General features: G+C 51.9%; 14 protein-coding genes and 1 other RNA gene. 8 read left to right on the forward strand and 7 right to left on the reverse strand.

Annotated elements, in window-relative coordinates; genetic code table 11:
• Nucleotides 1-285: 285 nt before the first annotated feature.
• The 3 genes from K9N21_10185 (at nt 286) to K9N21_10195 (ending at nt 3,153) form a co-directional block, all read left to right on the forward strand.
• Complete coding sequence (locus tag K9N21_10185) at nt 286-1,005, forward strand: EI24 domain-containing protein (protein ID MCF8144277.1); 720 nt, start codon at nt 286-288, stop codon at nt 1,003-1,005.
• A gap of 240 nt (nt 1,006-1,245) precedes the next feature.
• Complete coding sequence (locus tag K9N21_10190; GenBank protein ID MCF8144278.1) at nt 1,246-2,163, forward strand: J domain-containing protein; 918 nt, start codon at nt 1,246-1,248, stop codon at nt 2,161-2,163.
• Between the two features lie 15 nt (nt 2,164-2,178).
• A complete protein-coding gene (locus K9N21_10195; GenBank protein MCF8144279.1) occupies nt 2,179-3,153 on the forward strand; it encodes a tRNA 4-thiouridine(8) synthase ThiI in 975 nt (324 codons plus the stop codon).
• A 71-nt stretch (nt 3,154-3,224) separates the two neighbouring features.
• On the opposite strand, the gene K9N21_10200 is transcribed toward K9N21_10195, so the two are convergent.
• From K9N21_10200 to K9N21_10210, 3 genes are all read right to left on the reverse strand, one after another.
• Nucleotides 3,225-4,598, reverse strand: coding sequence for a sigma-54 dependent transcriptional regulator (locus tag K9N21_10200; GenBank protein ID MCF8144280.1), 1,374 nt, complete (start codon nt 4,596-4,598; stop codon nt 3,225-3,227).
• Nucleotides 4,599-4,672: 74 nt separating this feature from the next.
• Entirely contained in the window at nt 4,673-6,235 is a 1,563-nt protein-coding gene (locus tag K9N21_10205; protein MCF8144281.1) for a HAMP domain-containing protein, read from the reverse strand.
• Between the two features lie 12 nt (nt 6,236-6,247).
• A complete protein-coding gene (locus K9N21_10210; protein ID MCF8144282.1) occupies nt 6,248-7,024 on the reverse strand; it encodes an A24 family peptidase in 777 nt (258 codons plus the stop codon).
• A 120-nt stretch (nt 7,025-7,144) separates the two neighbouring features.
• Here K9N21_10210 and K9N21_10215 point away from each other — a divergent pair, with 120 nt between their 5' ends.
• Nucleotides 7,145-7,774, forward strand: a complete 630-nt coding sequence (locus K9N21_10215; protein MCF8144283.1) for a threonylcarbamoyl-AMP synthase — start codon at nt 7,145-7,147, stop codon at nt 7,772-7,774.
• On the opposite strand, the gene sppA is transcribed toward K9N21_10215, so the two are convergent.
• The 3 genes from sppA to cmk all read right to left on the reverse strand — a co-directional run bounded on the left by sppA (nt 7,758) and on the right by cmk (nt 11,620).
• Nucleotides 7,758-8,639 (reverse strand): signal peptide peptidase SppA, encoded by an 882-nt coding sequence (gene sppA / locus K9N21_10220; GenBank protein ID MCF8144284.1) that lies wholly within the window; start codon nt 8,637-8,639, stop codon nt 7,758-7,760. The two genes, K9N21_10215 and sppA, sit on opposite strands and share 17 nt — an antisense overlap.
• A 180-nt stretch (nt 8,640-8,819) precedes the next feature.
• Complete coding sequence (locus K9N21_10225) at nt 8,820-10,721, reverse strand: 30S ribosomal protein S1 (GenBank protein MCF8144285.1); 1,902 nt, start codon at nt 10,719-10,721, stop codon at nt 8,820-8,822.
• A gap of 236 nt (nt 10,722-10,957) precedes the next feature.
• Entirely contained in the window at nt 10,958-11,620 is a 663-nt protein-coding gene (cmk, locus tag K9N21_10230) for a (d)CMP kinase (protein MCF8144286.1), read from the reverse strand.
• Nucleotides 11,621-12,171: 551 nt separating this feature from the next.
• Here cmk and K9N21_10235 point away from each other — a divergent pair.
• The 4 genes from K9N21_10235 to pyrG all read left to right on the forward strand — a co-directional run bounded on the left by K9N21_10235 (nt 12,172) and on the right by pyrG (nt 15,208).
• Nucleotides 12,172-12,450: an integration host factor subunit beta gene (locus tag K9N21_10235; GenBank protein MCF8144287.1), complete on the forward strand. Its 279-nt coding sequence runs from the start codon at nt 12,172-12,174 to the stop codon at nt 12,448-12,450.
• A gap of 23 nt (nt 12,451-12,473) precedes the next feature.
• Nucleotides 12,474-12,736, forward strand: an RNA gene (ffs, locus tag K9N21_10240) — signal recognition particle sRNA large type.
• Nucleotides 12,737-12,792: 56 nt separating this feature from the next.
• Nucleotides 12,793-13,608 carry a peptidoglycan editing factor PgeF gene (pgeF, locus tag K9N21_10245; protein ID MCF8144288.1) on the forward strand — a complete coding sequence of 272 codons (816 nt, stop codon included), beginning with the start codon at nt 12,793-12,795 and terminating at the stop codon, nt 13,606-13,608.
• Complete coding sequence (gene pyrG, locus K9N21_10250) at nt 13,592-15,208, forward strand: CTP synthase (glutamine hydrolyzing) (protein ID MCF8144289.1); 1,617 nt, start codon at nt 13,592-13,594, stop codon at nt 15,206-15,208. Before pgeF ends, pyrG begins: the two co-directional genes overlap by 17 nt.
• Here pyrG and K9N21_10255 read toward each other — a convergent pair.
• Complete coding sequence (locus K9N21_10255) at nt 15,148-16,515, reverse strand: hypothetical protein (GenBank protein MCF8144290.1); 1,368 nt, start codon at nt 16,513-16,515, stop codon at nt 15,148-15,150. The genes pyrG and K9N21_10255 overlap by 61 nt on opposite strands.
• Nucleotides 16,516-16,549: the final 34 nt, after the last annotated feature.

Consider the following 16,549-nt stretch of genomic DNA (forward strand, 5'->3'; position numbering starts at 1 on the left):
CTCCCCCCGGGACATTAAAATAAGCACATAGGGCTTCCTGAATCATTCAGCAAATTGGGATAGGCGAATCGAACCACCGGTTGGAGACCACTAATGGACCGCCAAACGGTAGATGGAACTTAACGAATTTTAGCTGCTTTTCACTGTGTCTGTACGTAATTGCCCGTCGATGGGTGCAAGGGTTTTGAGAAAAATCGCTCGATTTGCTTGCATTTTTCGACGACCGATATAATATATTTATAAAAACAATACAATAGGTTATATATTATTCAGGAGACCCTGATTATGGATTTTGTTCAAGGCATCGCTTATAATTTTCGGGGCATGTTTCTGGGGATCAAGACCCCGAGGCTTCTTTTCTGGGGGCTTCTGAGGTTCTGCGTAGTGGTCCTGATTACAATCATTTCTGCCAGTCTGATTCTCATCTATCACCAGGACATCCTGAAGGTTATCTGGGCAAAACCGGCAAGCCAATGGATCCTGTGGCTATGGCATCTCGTATCCTGGCTTCTCTCCCTGTTCCTGGTGGGACTATCGACCGTTATCTCCTATCTGATCTCCCAGATCCTGTTCAGTGTGGTCATCATGGACTACATGTCACGGATCACAGAACGCATGGTCAGAGGAGAGGCAAAAAACGCTGTCGGCGTATCTTTTTTTACGTCATTCGTTTATCTTGTCAGTCAGGAGATACCACGGACCATCATTCCGGTCATCCTGTCCATTCTCCTGATGATCTTCGGGTGGTTGACGCCCTTGGGACCTCTTGTGGCAGTCTTCTCGTCGGCCGTGGCCGCTGTCTTCCTGGCATGGGATAATACAGACCTTATCGCGGCGAGACAACTCGTCCCGTTCAGAACCCGATTCCGTTTCATGTTAAGAACCCTCCCTTTTCACTTAGGGTTCGGGCTTCCTTTTTTAATTCCGGTCCTGAACATTTTCCTTCTTTCCTTTGCCCCGGTCGGCGCAGCACTATATCACATGGAAAGAAGGCTCAAGGCGTGAGCCACAACCGGGCCTTAGGCGCAAGGCATAGGGGCGTGCGAGGCACCTTGGAAGGACCCGTATCCAGCAACCCGAATCGCGTTTCAACCCGAACGGTAATACGCCTATGTTTCCTTGACTTCTCCCTCTCTGTGATTAGATTTGAAACGTCATTCGTACTTTGCAGTCCTGTATTTTTTTCACCGTACGGCGTGTGTTTTTTGAAGACGTACAACTTACAGTTTTGAGCATCCCGAGAATATGCCTGGAAAAGACTATTATAAAATATTAGGGGTATCCAAGTCAGCCTCCCCCGAAGAGATCAAGAAGGCCTATCGTAAACTGGCGCTTAAATACCACCCGGACCACAACAAGGGGAACACCTCTGCCGAGGCAACATTCAAGGATCTCAATGAAGCCTATGCTGTGCTGCGGGATTCTGAAAAACGAAAACAATACGATATGTTCGGGGCGGAAGGCTTCCAAAATCGATTTACACAGGAAGATATCTTCAAGGGCTTCGATCTGAACAGCATTTTCAGGGAATTCGGCTTTGGCGGTGGCGGCAGGGGGCAGAATCCATTCAGCCAGATGTATGGTGGAATGGGTGGGTACGGCCGAGGGTCCGGCGGCTTCCAAGGCCATGGACAGGGTGCAAAGGGTCAGAACCTGGTTTATGAACTCCCGATGACCCTAGAGGAACTGAGCAACGTTACGAACAAGACGATCGCCTATCAGGTCGATGGGCGCCAGGAGAGACTCTCTGTCAAGATCCCTTCCGGAATGAAGGGGGGCCAGAAATTGAGATTACAGGGAAAGGGGCAGCCCGGCCTTTACGGGGGCCCATCGGGAGATCTCTATATACAGATCAAGGAATTGGATCACCCAATCTTCAGGAGGGAGGATGCGGATCTTTACGTAAAACATAAGATCAGGTTTTCTGAAGCCGCATTAGGCGCGGAAATCGAGGTGCCGACCATCGAACAGAAGGTGTTGAAGCTGAAAATCCCTCCCGGAACCCAGGATAACGCCAAATTCCGGCTCAAGGGGTACGGCATGCCGCGCTATAAGGATACGGGTAAAGGAAATGCCTATGTTGAAATCAACATTGCCGTTCCGAAGAAACTGACAAAAGAACAGAAATCCCTGATGGAATCGTTGAAAGAGGCAGGGTTGTAGATCACGAAATCTGATATGAAGGCAATCTGCGTTTTTTCTGGTGGCCTCGACAGCATGTTGGCCGCTGAGGTGGTAAGGGCCCAGGGCATTGATGTCCTGGCCCTTTTTTTTGAAACGCCTTTTTTCGGGCCTGCCAAGGCCAGGAAGTCCGCCCGCACCATAAACCTGGCGCTCAAGGTGGTAAACATCACCCGCCGTCACTTAGAGGTGGTCCGCCATCCCAAATCCGGGTATGGCAGGGCCATGAATCCCTGTGTGGACTGTCACGCCCTGATGTTTCGAATCGCCGGCGAAATGCTGGAATCAGAAGGGGCCTCCTTCGTCTTTACGGGTGAGGTCCTGGGACAGAGGCCCATGTCTCAGACCAGGGGCTCTCTGAATCGCGTCGCCAACGAAAGCGGGCTCCATCGGCTCCTGCTGAGGCCCCTCTCGGCAAAGCGCCTTCCGCCAACCCTCCCTGAAGAAAACGGTTGGATACAACGGGACCGGCTTTTCGATTTCCAGGGACGTTCCAGAAAGCCCCAGATGGAGATGGCAAGACATCTCAATATATCTGACTATCCCCTGCCGGGCGGGGGGTGCCTCTTGACCGAAAAGGGATTTTCCCGTCGGCTGAAAGATTTATTAACGGATAGGCCGGAAGTGGAAATACGGGAACTGGAACTTCTGAAAACAGGCAGGCATTTCAGGATCGGGCCACATACAAAGCTGGTGGTGGGCAGAAACAAGGAAGAGAATGAGATCATTCAGCAGTTGGCAGGTGAACAGGATATCATCTTAAAGTCGGTTTCGGTTCCCGGACCCACCGTGCTTCTTTCCGGAGAGCTTTTCGAGAACTCTCTCGACATGGCGGCCGCCATCACTGCCGCTTACAGTGACACCGTGGGAGGGGATGCCAGCGATGTCAGGATCAGTCGAAGCGGCCGTGAGCTCAGAGTTTTGTCCGCGCCGGTGCGTGACAAGGGGGAATATAAGGGGTATATGATTTAGGGATTGGGGAATTCAGGAATGCGGAGATTTATGGCGTTATCTGCCTAATCGGCGAAATCTGTGGATGGGATTCAGGAGAGTCCGTACTCCTTGATCTTGGAGATGAGCATCGGCCTGCTGACTTCCAGAAGCCTGGCCGCCTGGGTCCTGTTCCCATTGGTGGCTTTCAAGGCCTTTACAATCAGATTCCGCTGAAGATCCCTGGAGGCCTTCTTGATGGAAAGACTCCCCCCGATGGAAATCTCCCTGGAAACATCCCTCCCATCGACCAACTCGGGGGGGAGCTCTCCAGGCGTTATCCATCGCCCCGCGGATAGGAGCACGGCCCTTTCGATCACATTTTCCAATTCTCTAACATTGCCAGGCCAATCGTATCCCATCAGCATGGCCATGGCATCGGAAGAGGGGCCTTCCACCTTCTTCTTCAGCTTTTCGTTAAATATGTCTACAAAATAACCGATCAACAGGGAAACATCTCCCTTTCGTGTCCTCAAGGGGGGGAGATGAATGGTCATGACATGGATCCGATAATAGAGGTCCTCACGAAATCGTCCCTCAGCCACTTCTCTTTCCAGGTCCTTCGATGTGGCCGCAACCACCCGGACATCGATCTTTCTTGAGCCCGCGCCCCCCAGGGGGGTAATCTCCTCTTCCTGAAGTGCCCGCAACAATTTTACCTGAAGGGAATAGGGCATTTCACCGATCTCATCAAAGAAAAGGGTTCCTTTGTCCGCTTCCTCAAAGCGGCCCGGTTTATCCCTGTTGGCATTCGTGAAGGCCCCCTTTTTGTACCCAAACAGCTCGCTTTCAAGAAGGCTCTCTGGAATGCCGCCGCAGTTGATGCTTACCAGGGCCTCCGAAGATCTCGGACTGTTCGCGTGAATCGCCCTGGCAATCAGCTCCTTGCCGGTCCCGCTCTCCCCTGTAATGAGAACCGTTGTTTTGTGCTCGGACACCTTCTCCACAAGCTCAAACACGCGGGCCATAGGCTCACTGCGGGCGACAATATTTCCAAACGAGTATCGTTTTTCGATCACACCGATTCTGTCCTTAAGCCTCAGATTTTCTTTCCTGAGGGCCTCACGTTCCTCAGCCTTTTTCAAGGTGAGGAGGACCTCGTCTGTCTTGAACGGTTTTGAAATGTAGTCGTACGCCCCCTGATTGATGGCTTCCAGCGCGATTTCCACTGTCCCATAGGCCGACATCATGATGTAGATCTTCTCCGGCTGCTGCAAAACCGCCTCTTTCAAGAAAGCCATGCCATCCATGAGGGGCATTCGTATGTCGCAGAGAATGTAATCGAAGTCAGTGCCGGCCATCTGCTTCAGACCCTCCATGCCATTGCCGGCGCACACGACCCTGTAGCCTGCTTTTTCCAATAGTGTCTTCAACATATGCCGCATGTTCTCTTCGTCATCGATCACGAGGACACGTTGTTGAGGCATGACATGTTTCCCCTTTCACAGGTTCAGGGTTGAAAATTGGATCCGATTCCTTAATTCCTCAATTCTTAAATCTCTCAATCCCTTGGCTTCGGGTTCACGGCCAAGGGAATATCCACAATTACACATGTCCCCCTGCCGGCGGGACTTTCAACCCGAATGGCGCCTCCCAATCCTTTCATGATGGTATAGCAGACAGAGAGGCCGAGCCCGGTGCCCTTTCCCGGTGCCTTGGTCGTAAAGAACGGATCAAAGATTCGGCCCTGGGCCTCCAATGGAATTCCCGTACCTGTATCCGTAACAGTCACCCGAATGAACCCGTCATTATTGTCGGTCTCGATCTCCAGCATCTTCCGCGAATCCGATTGATCTGACATCCCCGCATCCGACATGGCATCGGCAGCATTGAGTATGATGTTTAGAAAAACCTGCTTGAGCTGGGAAGCATTCGCCCGCACAAGGTCGTTCTCCGCCTTCAGGGCCTGCTGAATATCAATCTGCTCCATCATCGGCTGAGATTTGAGCATATGCACGGTCTCCGTGATGAGTTCATGGACCGCTGTTTCTTCACTGTGAGGACCTGATGTCCTTGAAAAATCAAGAAGTTCTCTAATGATCAGATGGATACGGTTTACCTCCGCCTCGGTTCGCCCCAAAAAATCGTCCCTCTCCTCACGGCTCAAGTCCCCCCTCTTGAGCAATTCCAGATAGCCCAGGATAATGCCCAGAGGATTGCCGATCTCGTGGGCCACACCGGTGGCAAGGCGTCCCGCCGTAGCCATTTTTTCAGAACGGATCATGTCGTTCTGGGCCTTCTTGATCTCTCTATTGGCCGTTTCCAATGAGGCGATATGTGCTTTAAGTTCCTCCTTATTTTCCTCGAGCCGCGTCAGCATCATCTTCAGAGAACGGAACAGTTGCCCGAATTCATTTCTCGAGGTCTCGCCCGCCGGAACCAGGGCGGGCCATTCATCAAATTTCTCGGTAATGGTCAGAAGCCTCCGGATCGGTTTTAGGACGGTTCGCGAAAGCAGATAAATCCCGAACAGGACCAGGATCATCGTGTTCAGGCAGATATAGCCCAGAACCACGCTCTCCGATGATCTTAATGTCTGATAGAGGGGAAAGAGATCAGCGCCGATGGCCGCAGCGCCCAACGTTCTACCCTTGAAAACCATCGGCGCGCATATCCTGATCCTCTCCGGCGCAAACCAGGTTACTCCCCAAATTTTCCCGAAAAACTCAATAGACGCCTGCTCCGTTCTCAAGGTCTCGATACAATGGATAAACGCATCTTCCCCGTTGTTTTCCCACATGGCGATACGGGGAATCCTCATCCCTTCGGCACTGACCATCAAAACCGATGAGAATTCCCCCTTCTTGAGTACCTGGGCGATCTCCTCTCTGAGCCGCTGGTCCGGTGCGGGCGGCCCCTGAGAGTCCTCCCGCGTCATCATCTCATAACCTGCTATCTGTCCGATGCTGTGAATAAGGAGGTGCCCCATTTCTATCTTTGCATCGATCATGTCCCTTTCTGCAAATCGGATCATTACAATATTGATGAGAAGCATGGCAGAGACGATCAGCAGGCTCAGACAGGCCACAATGCCGGTCTTCAGGCTGTACAAGGGAAACCCCAAGACGCTACCTCCTCACAGGAATAAGCCGAAATACCACCTGGTCAGATCCCGTCCGAAGAAAAGGTATAGCAGGGTGCCTAAGGAAAGGAATGGACCAAAAGGTATCCTGAACCGATACCCTTCGCCGGCACAGAGGATGAAGACCATACCGATGACCGCACCCGTCAGCGAGGCGATGAGCACGATCAAAGGGAGCGCCTGCCAGCCCATCCACGCCCCGATCATGGCCAACAGCTTGATATCGCCCCCGCCCATTCCCTCTCTTCCGGTGATCCGTTCATACGCGATCGCCACAAGATACAGAGACCCTCCTCCGGCCAGTGTCCCGATCAGCGAGTCGAGCCAGTAAACGCTCCAGGGAAACAACGAAACCGCCCATCCTGCCGCCACTCCGGGCAGGGAGAGAACATCGGGGATGATCCTGTGGTCCAGATCGATAAAGCTGATCGTCACCAGTGTGCCAGCGAAAAGGAGTAAGAGAAGGTATTGAAAACTGATCCCATATGTGGTAAACAGAAAGAGGCTCAAGAGAGCGATCAGCGACTCCACAATCGGATAGCGCAGTGAAATAAGATGTCGACAGTGACGGCATTTCCCCATGAGAAAAAGAAAACTCAGGAGGGGGATGTTGTCATAAAACCGGATTCGTTCACCGCAATGGGGACACGAAGACGGGGGATGGAGAATCGACTGTTTGTGAGGAATGCGATGAATACAAACATTCAGGAAGCTTCCCAGAGAAAGCCCCAGCAGGAAGGAGAAGATCTGCCCTGTTATGCCAAGACTCATTTGCAAGGACCCTGACAACGCTGCCGGCATCTCGGCATCAATCCTCTGGTTGTCCACTGCTCCCTGGTGACGGCCTCATGGCGGCACGGGAAAACAAGATAGTAGAGATCTGGAAAAACCATGGCCAATATCAAGAATTCAGGAACGAAAAAAAAGACTGTAGCGCTCTCCATTAATCCGGAGAACCCGCAGCAGCGCCTCATCAACCACGTCAGCGAAACATTGGCGCAGGGGGGGCTCATTGCCTATCCCACAGACACCTTTTATGGAATAGGGTGTGACCTCTTCAACAAGAAAGGGATCCAACTCATTTACAGGATCAAGAAACGCCCTCTCAGCAAACCCTTTTCCTTTGTATGCGACAGTCTCAAAGAGATCAGTCGATATGCCCAGGTTTCCAATTATGCCTACAAAACCATGAAGCGGCTTCTTCCCGGACCGTACACCTTTATCCTGGAAGGGACAAACCTGGTACCGAGGATTATGCTGACGCGACGCAAAACCGTCGGCATCCGGGTGCCGGACAACAGAATTACCCTGGGCATTGTACGAACCTTTGGCCGGCCCATCATCAGCACCAGTGCAGGCTTTGACGATCCCCTGGAGATAAGGGAGGCCTATGGTTCATATCTCGATATGGTGATTGATGGTGGGGTGTTTGACCAAAGTCCTTCAAGCGTTGTGTCATTGATCAACGACGCGCCCGAGATTATACGAGTGGGTAAAGGAGATGTCAGTAGTTTCCTTTGAGATTAAGCCCCGAAATCCCGTCCCACCTGTATTCGATCCGTCCCTCCAGATTGCGCAGCACCCCGGCGATTAACCGGGCCCCTGTCTCGAGTAAGAGATCCAATACCTCCAGCCTGCGCTTCTTGGCATAGACCAGAGTCACATCTCCCGTAATGCCGGCCAGTTCTTTGGTTATGTCAACGGCGTCTTGAAAATTGCCCAGCACGTCCACAAGACCGAGTTCCTTGGCACGGGCCCCGGAAAAGATGCGACCGTCGGCGATCTTCTGAACCTGTTCAAGAGGAATCCGCCTACCGCGGACAATTGCTTCCTCGAACTGATCCTGAATGTCCGTAATCATGGCATCAAGGATCTCTCGGTCTCTCTGGGTCAGTTTCCTGTCAGGTGAGCCGATATCCTTGAATTCCCCGCTTTTCATGATCTCCAGATCAACGCCGATCTTATTCAACAGCTCTTCCATTCGAACGAATTCCATGATCACGCCGATACTGCCGGTAATCGTGCCCGGATTGGCCACGATCTTGCTGGCGGGGGCCGCGATGTAATACCCGCCGGACGCGGCAACCGTTCCCATGGACACAACCACCTTCTTGACAAGGATTGTCTTTTCTATCTCGCGATAGATCTCCTGGCTGGGAGCGATTGCGCCCCCTGGAGAATTGACCCTCAGGACAATGGCCTTGATGGCTGCATCTTTTCTAAATTTGGCCAAATCAGACGTAACGGTCTGCGAGGAGGAAATAATTCCCTCCACCGGGATGATACCGATTTTTTCACTGAAAAACGAGCCTGAGGAGGGAGACAGCGATTTCAGCACCATCACCATGGCGCCGCCCAACACCACAGCAATGACAAGGATGATCATCAGGACTGTGAATATGGAATGCCGCTTGCTTGACATGTATCCAGCTGATCGTTCACATTGGCGGTTTCAACTGTTCAGGGTTCACCCAAAAGCCGGACGTAGATCCGGGCCGTTGACAGGCGCGGACCGACGTCTGGTGATGGGGGTTCAGAATAGAATATTTCCAGCACGGCACGGGTGTTATTCAGATGCTTTGTCGGATTCGGATTGCGATTCCTCCGGAGAGCCGTTATCGGTTTCCGTGTGTTCTCCTGATTCAGGTTCAAGCGGTGCTTCCTCCTGAGGGCCCTCCGCGCCCTCTGATTCCGACCTCCTGGATTGGGACTGCCCCAGATTCATCATCTCTTCTCTCAAGAGCTCTCCAAGGTTGGAGGTGGCTTCCTGATTGCTGTTCAGATAGCTTCTGAAAATATCCTTCTCACTGGTCTCTTCCAGCTTCCGGATGGACAGGCCGATCTTTTTCTCATCACGGGAGACATTGATGACCTTTGCCTGGATGACATCGTCTATCTGAAATCTCGACAAGGGGTTTCCCTTCTTGTCCCCGGATATCTCGGAGACATGAACAAGCCCCTCGATTCCCTCTTCCAGCTCAAGAAACAGCCCAAAATCCGTCACGTTGGTCACTGTTCCCGTCACTCGGGTTCCCGGCTTGTACTTGATCGGGATTTCGTCCCACGGGTCGGTGGTCAGCTGCTTGATACCCAATGAAAAGCGCTCGTTTTCCTTGTCGATATTCAACACCACAGCCCGCACTTCATTCCCTTTTTTGTAAAGTTCCGAGGGATGCTTGATTCTCTTGGTCCATGACATATCAGAGATGTGCACCAGACCGTCTATCCCTTCATCGATCCCGATAAAGGCGCCAAAATCGGTAATGTTCTTAATCTTTCCCTCTATCGTTGTCCCGACGGGATATTTTTCTTCTATGATATCCCATGGATTCGGGGCCACCTGTTTCATCCCGAGGGAGATCCGTTTTCTGGCAACATCCATATTCAGAACAACGGCTTCGATGGTTTCTCCGATACTCAGAAGCTGTGAAGGATGCCTGACCTTTCGGGTCCAGGACATTTCAGACACATGTATCAGTCCTTCCACCCCTTGCTCCACTTCAACAAAGGCACCATAATCCGTCAGACTGACCACCCGGCCGGTAATTTTTGTACCGATGGGATATTTGTCTTCGACCTGACTCCATGGATCAGGCGCCAACTGCTTGATGCCGAGAGAAACACGTTCCCGCTCCTTATCAAAACTCAAGACCTTTACTTCAATCTCATCTCCGGTCTGATGCATTTCAGAGGGATGCCCGACCCTTCCCCAGGACATGTCGGTAATGTGGACAAGCCCGTCAATTCCCCCCAGATCGATAAACAGCCCGTAGTCCGTAATATTCTTTACCACCCCACGGAGAACAGAGCCCTCCTCGATGATCTTCAGGGTTTTTTCTTTCATCGCCGTTCGCTCGGCTTCCAATAAAGCCCGGCGGGACAGAACAATATTACCGCGACGCTTATTGTATTTGACTATCTTAAATTCATGCTCGGTGCCCACCAGAGTGTCCATATCCCTGATTGGCCGGAGATCGACCTGAGAACCGGGCAAAAAGGCCTGAAGACCGATATCCACAGAAAGTCCGCCCTTTACCCTCGATACAATCGTCCCCTTAACCGTCTGGTCGCTTTCATAGATGTCCCTGATCTTATCCCATACCTTGATCTTTGCAGCCTTTTCCTTGGAGAGCTTGATCGCGCCTTCATCATCCTCTCTCCGCTCAAGAAGAACCTCTATCCTGTCACCGACCTTGGCCGTCATCTGGCCATCGGCATCGATGAACTCACGAATAGCGATCTGTCCTTCTGATTTGTAACCGATATCCACCAGGACATATTCCTTATCCACCTGGACAATCTCGCCCGAAACGACCTCCCCCTCCTGGATGCTCTTCAAGCTTTCTTCATACATTTGCATAAAGCTGTCGGAATCTTGAGAATCTTCAGCAAGTTCGTCCTCTGACCGGACCGTCAGTTCATCCTCGAGTGTGTCTTCCGGTTCGGTAGCTGACGCCGTGTCTTTCATGTCCGAATCATTGCCAGAAGTGGTGTCACGATCCGTCTCTGGGTCTAAAGATGTCGTTTCGTTCTCTTCGGTTACTTCCTGGGTTACAAAGTTCGTTTCCTTTTCCATTAACGTAGATACCCCCTGAATGTTTTTGCCTGCTTGAATCCCTCCGAATCCCCTAAATTTCTGAGTTTATCAAAACAAAAATAAGATATCAACCATTATTTCCATCAATTTGCTCAGACAGAGCAATGCTATCGGTGCTTGATATGCTTCAGCATCCGCTCAACTACCTCTTGAGCTGTTGAGGCCGTGGAATCGATAATAATGGCATCTTCGGCAGGCCTTAAGGGGGACAGAACCCGCATCCTGTCTTGATAATCCCTCTTTAGTAGATCTTCTGCCACCCCCTCCTCCGTGACCGCCTCTCCCCGTGCCAGCCGCTCCCTGAATCTCCTTTCTGCCCTTGCCTCAGCAGAAGCCGTCAGATAGAACTTCCAGGCGGCCCCGGGAAACACCACCGTCCCCATGTCTCTTCCTTCAGCCACAACTCCGCCGTCCTTTGCCATGTTTCGCTGGAGGTCCGACATGGCCTCCCGCACCTCCCGTACGGCAGAAATGCTGGAGGAAAGCATGTCCAACTCAGGACTCCGGATGAGACCCGAGATGTCTTCTTTGCCAAGGATGAGTCTGGGCGGATCCTCCCCCCTGTCAAACCAAAGGTCCATGTTCCTGCAGGCCGTTTCCAATGATCGGCCATCATGAAAATCTATGCTGTTTCTTTTTGCTGCCAGAGCTACCGCCCTGTACATCGCCCCGGTATCCAGGTATACATAATTAAGTCTCCTGGCCAGCATGCGGCTGACGGTGCTCTTCCCTGAACCTGCCGGACCGTCGATCGTGATGATCTGATTCATATTGGCTCTTAAATATGCTTCAATCCTGATTTCTTCCGCCGGTCCCACACAGCCGGAACTCGGGAACACGTAACTGTTCCGGCCCTGATAATCACCTCCCTCCCAAACATGGACTCGTAAATCTCTTGATGGCGGTTGAGTGCGTAATCAAAAAGAAATCAGTCCGAACCTGGTCCTCAAGAAAAATAAGAGAGGTGGACATCCCCGACGTCTCGGTCCAGGCGGTCGGGGGCCGGGTGCGTGAGTTTGGCCTTTATAGCGAAAAGACGGGCAAATGTAAACGCCTCTTCCCGAGGGGTACGCCCTTTTTTATCCTTCACAGAATATTTTTGCTGATTTCTCCTTGACTTGAACTCACTGATCAACTATTTTCTATTCGATTGCGCAACCGATCAGGAGAGATTCCGTGTCTTCAGATAAGGGCATTATGCACACATGCAACCAGATGCCCGGACGCAAACCACACGATAGTCTTTTTCGGCAAACAAACACCGTTTCACAGAAAGAATTTTGAAAAGGGTATTTTGCAAAGGGCTTTACAAGGGGGAAAAATGAACAAATCGCAAATGATAGAAGCCTTGGCCAAAGAAGAGAAGTTGCCCCTGAAAAAGGCGGAAGAGGTGGTGAACACTGTCTTTGGAGAAATTGAAGCAGCCCTGGTCAGAGGTGAAAGGGTTGAAATCAGAGGACTCGGGAGTTTCAAAGTAAAAGAATACGGCGGGTACCAGGGCCGAAATCCCAAGACAGGGGAAATGATAAAGGTGGCCAGCAAGAAACTGCCTTTCTTTAAAGTGGGAAAAGAGCTTAAAGAGCGGGTAGACCTCCAGTAAGTAAGAAACGGTGAGACCCTTGGTCGTGCTAGACGGGGAGTTAGCGGTGCCCTGTGACCCGAAATCCGCTCATGCGGGGTTGAAAATCCTCCAGGAGAACTCTGATACCACCTGCTCCTGTGTCGCATTCGGCGTTGACATGGACCTCACGTAACAGGCGCTTGCGAACCCCGTCAGGTCCGGAAGGAAGCAGCGGTAAGTGAGAATGCCTGTGTCGTGATGACCTCTATGTTATTTCACCGTGCGGCACGGACGGATGGGTCATAGTTTGAATGAGGATGCACGGCCAAGGACTCTAAATCAGTGCATAAAGAGATTCCCCTCTGATGGGTCTGCTTCCCCATGAACACCATGCCTGACCGACCCGGCCTGAGATGGATGGCGCAATCGGTTCCATATCTCAGATACTCCATCCTTTCCAGTTATCCGCAGCTCTCACATGCCGTATTTACCCGGCTCGGCGGGACGAGCCGCCCGCCATATGATCGTCTGAATACCAGTTATGATGTGGGAGATCTTTCATGTCATGTCGCTGCGAATCTTGACCTTATCAAGAGTACCCTCGGCGCCGGCCAGCTCACATACATGGAGCAGGTCCATGGGACCAGAATTCTCGTGATTCGCAGAGGGGACGAAGTGGGCAGGAAGGAGATACCGGCAGCAGACGCCGTCATCACAAATGCCCCTGATCTTGCGGTCTTGGTAAAGCAGGCGGATTGCCAGGGGATTATTCTTTTCGACCCTGACCGGAACGTCGTCGCCGTTATCCACTGCGGCTGGCGGGGAAATGTGGCAAATATTCTCAAAAAGGTTGCGGCACGGATGAGAATTGACTTCGGCTGTGAGGAATGCAACCTTCTGGCGTGCATTGGACCCTCCCTCGGTCCCTGTTGCGCCGAATTTGTGGATTATAAGACAATATTCCCGGACGATTTTCAGGCATTCAGGGTCAAACCGGACTATTTTGATCTAAAAGCCATCAGCCGCTGGCAACTCCTAAACGCAGGGCTCAGGCAAGAGAACATTCAAATCTCCGACATCTGCACACGCTGCCGTACCGACCTCTTCTACTCATACCGGGGGGAAGGGAGAACAGGACGCTTCGGGACCGTGGCGATGTTGAGGCAAGGAGAGGTGCGTCATGCAAACGTCCACTAAATATATTTCGGTCACAGGCGGCGTCCTTTCAGGCCTTGGCAAAGGGATCGCCGCCGCCTCTATCGGACACCTTCTTTCCTCAAAATTGAAGATCATACCCATTAAGTGTGACGGCTATCTCAATGTAGACCCGGGGACCATGAATCCGTTTGAGCACGGAGAGGTTTTTGTCCTGGATGACGGAGGAGAGGTCGACATGGATTTCGGTCACTATGAAAGGTTCCTGGGGGTCACGTGCAAATCCAATTGGAACCTGACCATGGGCAAGGTCTTCGACACTGTGAGAAAAAAGGAGCGAAGGGGAGATTACCTTGGAAAAACGGTCCAGTACATCCCCCATGTGACCGATGTCATAAAAAATCACATCTTCGAGGTGGTGAGGGATGAAAAACCGGATCTTGTTATCATAGAGATCGGCGGAACTGTAGGCGATATTGAAAATGAACTCTTTCTGGAAGCCATGCGCCAGATGAAAGAAGATGTGGGGAGGGAGAATATCATTTACATCCATCTCACCTACGTGCCGATTCCCTACGGGGTCAACGAACAAAAATCCAAACCCACCCAGCAGAGCGTCAATCTTCTAAAACAGCGCGGAATCTTTCCCGACATCATCATCGGCAGGTGCCCCGACTTTCTCACCAAGGAAATCAAGGCCAAGATCGCCAGTTTCTGCGATGTCAACCCCGAGGCGGTCATCACCGGCCTGGACGTGGAGGATATCTACGAAATCCCCATTATTTTTGAGCATGAAGGTCTCCCCGAGATTATCCACAAAAAACTCAACATTTACAGCCCACCCGATTTGAGGCGGTGGAAGAACCTGGTGGATAATCTCAAAAACCCAGACAGGAACATTACCATTGCCATGTGTGGGAAATACACCCGGCTGGAAGACTCCTATGCCTCCATCATCGAGTCATTCAACCATTGTTCCGCCCATTTCCGGTGCAAGATAGATCTCAAGTGGGTCGACACCACAGACCTGAAAGACGCCTCATTTCTGGAGGCCTTAGATGGCCTTGTTATCCCCGGCGGGTTCGGGTCAAGGGGAACCGAGGGTAAAATTGAAGCGATCCGTCTGGCCAGGGAGCAAGACATCCCCTTTCTAGGCCTCTGTTTGGGGCTCCAGTTGGCGGTAATCGAGTTTGCCAGGAATGTCTGCGGTCTGGCAGGCGCCAATTCTACGGAAATAGCGCCGGATAGCCCCCAACCCATCATCGATATCCTTCCTGAACAAAAAGAGGTCACAGACAAAGGCGGGACCATGCGGCTCGGGGCCTATCCGGCAATGCTAAAAGAAGGAACCCTGGTTCATTCCCTGTATGGCAAGACTGAGGTATCGGAGAGACATCGGCACCGTTATGAGGTCAACCCGGACTACCATGGAATTCTGCAGGAAAACGGGATGGTCCTGTCCGGCATGTCCCTGGACGGCAGGCTGGTCGAATTTATTGAATTGCCCCAATTGGCATTTTTTGTCGCTACCCAGGCGCATCCGGAACTCAAATCCAGAATGGAAAGGCCGGCCCCTCTCTTTTATGGATTTGTCCGGGCATGTCTTGACAAGGCGGGGGCGGCGTCCCAGTTGGAAAGATAGTAGTTCATGATGATCCGGCCGAGTTCCCCGGCCCTGATCCCCAGTTTTTCACCATGTACGCCCATGACTGCCACACATACCTTCCTGGCACCATCGGAAGAGATGGCATAGGCGGTCAGCCAGTCATATTTAAAGCGTCCGGTCCGGTCATTGATGGTGCCGGTCTTTGCGCCCAGTTCCAGGTCCCTGAAGGCCTTTTTTATCCGTAATCGACGAAAAGAACGCCTGCACGTCCCATGAGTGACGGTCTCCCGCATCAGAATCCTGAGATCTCCGGCGGTTTCCCTGGTGATGGAAGTTGCCATTCTGGACGGTCTGCCCGTATATAGGATCTCGCCGTCCTCCCGCAGGACCCTCTTGACCAGCAAGGGCCTCATCATGACCCCATTGTTGGCAACTGCGGATGCCAGAAGGACCGCGTGAAGGGGTGATATCATAGTCCTCTTGTTAAAACCGGTGGCGATTTCCGCCAGGCCGAAATCATCCTCCGGCACATCGACGATGCTCCTGCCCACCGGAAGATCAAATGGAATCGATCGATTGAAGAAAAATTTTTCAGCCGAATCGCTCATAACCTGTTGGCCGAGATCGTATATCCCCAGTTTCCCGAAAACAGGATTAATAGAAGAACCAAATGCCTCCTTGAAGCTCATTTCAGTGGTATATCGTCCTCTCGCCTGTTTCAACTGACGTTTATAGAGGGTATACTTGCGCCCATCGAAATAGACCTTACGATCCGGAGTAAACCCTGCGCATTCCAGGGCTGCAGCCGCAGCCACGATTTTGAAAAGGCTGGCGGCCGGAAAGTCCGCTTTGAGACAGAGTCCCTCGCCATTCCCCGTTGCGTCATAATCGGCCATGGCAAGAATCCGGCCGTCCTCGGGTCGCAGTACCACCACAGCCGCCTTTACAGTGTGTGATTTTTCAAGGAGTTCGGAAATGTAGTATTGCAGGTTCGGATCTATGGACGATTCCACGATGAGGGATTCACCCGCTCTTTCGAGGACGATCCGGTCGCTCAAATGTGCAGGATTCAGCTTCAGGTCCGCCAACTCGAGGGTAACAGGCTCTTGTGGCAAGGATTTGACCGGTGTGTTTTCTACCGCCGAAGAGAGGATCCCCGCCTCGCCCTTCTGATCGGTAAGCGATGGAATCACGAAAAAGTAAAAAAAGAGGCCTGCCAAGAAAATCCCCGAACAAAGGATAATCAGCGGTGCCCGGTGAATGGCCCTCCTCGACGGACGGGTCTTCTGTGAGATCTTGGTGTGTTCCCGCCAGCCGGAAGAATAGGGGTGATTTGTGCTCATGTGAAACTTGAGGTTCAGGTTAAAGCGTTCAGGG

The sequence above is a fragment of the Deltaproteobacteria bacterium genome (assembly GCA_021737785.1).
GTDB lineage: Bacteria > Desulfobacterota > DSM-4660 > Desulfatiglandales > Desulfatiglandaceae > AUK324.

What these genes read in the sequence shown, in the direction of transcription:
- K9N21_10185 (MCF8144277.1), top strand. Translation starts at nt 286, where the DNA reads ATGGATTTTGTTCAAGGCATCGCTTATAATTTTCGGGGCATGTTTCTG.
- K9N21_10190 (MCF8144278.1), top strand. Translation starts at nt 1,246, where the DNA reads ATGCCTGGAAAAGACTATTATAAAATATTAGGGGTATCCAAGTCAGCC.
- K9N21_10195 (MCF8144279.1), top strand. Translation starts at nt 2,179, where the DNA reads ATGAAGGCAATCTGCGTTTTTTCTGGTGGCCTCGACAGCATGTTGGCC.
- K9N21_10200 (MCF8144280.1), bottom strand. Translation starts at nt 4,598, where the DNA reads ATGCCTCAACAACGTGTCCTCGTGATCGATGACGAAGAGAACATGCGG.
- K9N21_10210 (MCF8144282.1), bottom strand. Translation starts at nt 7,024, where the DNA reads ATGAGTCTTGGCATAACAGGGCAGATCTTCTCCTTCCTGCTGGGGCTT.
- K9N21_10215 (MCF8144283.1), top strand. Translation starts at nt 7,145, where the DNA reads ATGGCCAATATCAAGAATTCAGGAACGAAAAAAAAGACTGTAGCGCTC.
- sppA (MCF8144284.1), bottom strand. Translation starts at nt 8,639, where the DNA reads ATGATCATCCTTGTCATTGCTGTGGTGTTGGGCGGCGCCATGGTGATG.
- K9N21_10225 (MCF8144285.1), bottom strand. Translation starts at nt 10,721, where the DNA reads ATGAAAGACACGGCGTCAGCTACCGAACCGGAAGACACACTCGAGGAT.
- cmk (MCF8144286.1), bottom strand. Translation starts at nt 11,620, where the DNA reads ATGAATCAGATCATCACGATCGACGGTCCGGCAGGTTCAGGGAAGAGC.
- K9N21_10235 (MCF8144287.1), top strand. Translation starts at nt 12,172, where the DNA reads ATGAACAAATCGCAAATGATAGAAGCCTTGGCCAAAGAAGAGAAGTTG.
- pgeF (MCF8144288.1), top strand. Translation starts at nt 12,793, where the DNA reads ATGAACACCATGCCTGACCGACCCGGCCTGAGATGGATGGCGCAATCG.
- pyrG (MCF8144289.1), top strand. Translation starts at nt 13,592, where the DNA reads ATGCAAACGTCCACTAAATATATTTCGGTCACAGGCGGCGTCCTTTCA.
- K9N21_10255 (MCF8144290.1), bottom strand. Translation starts at nt 16,515, where the DNA reads ATGAGCACAAATCACCCCTATTCTTCCGGCTGGCGGGAACACACCAAG.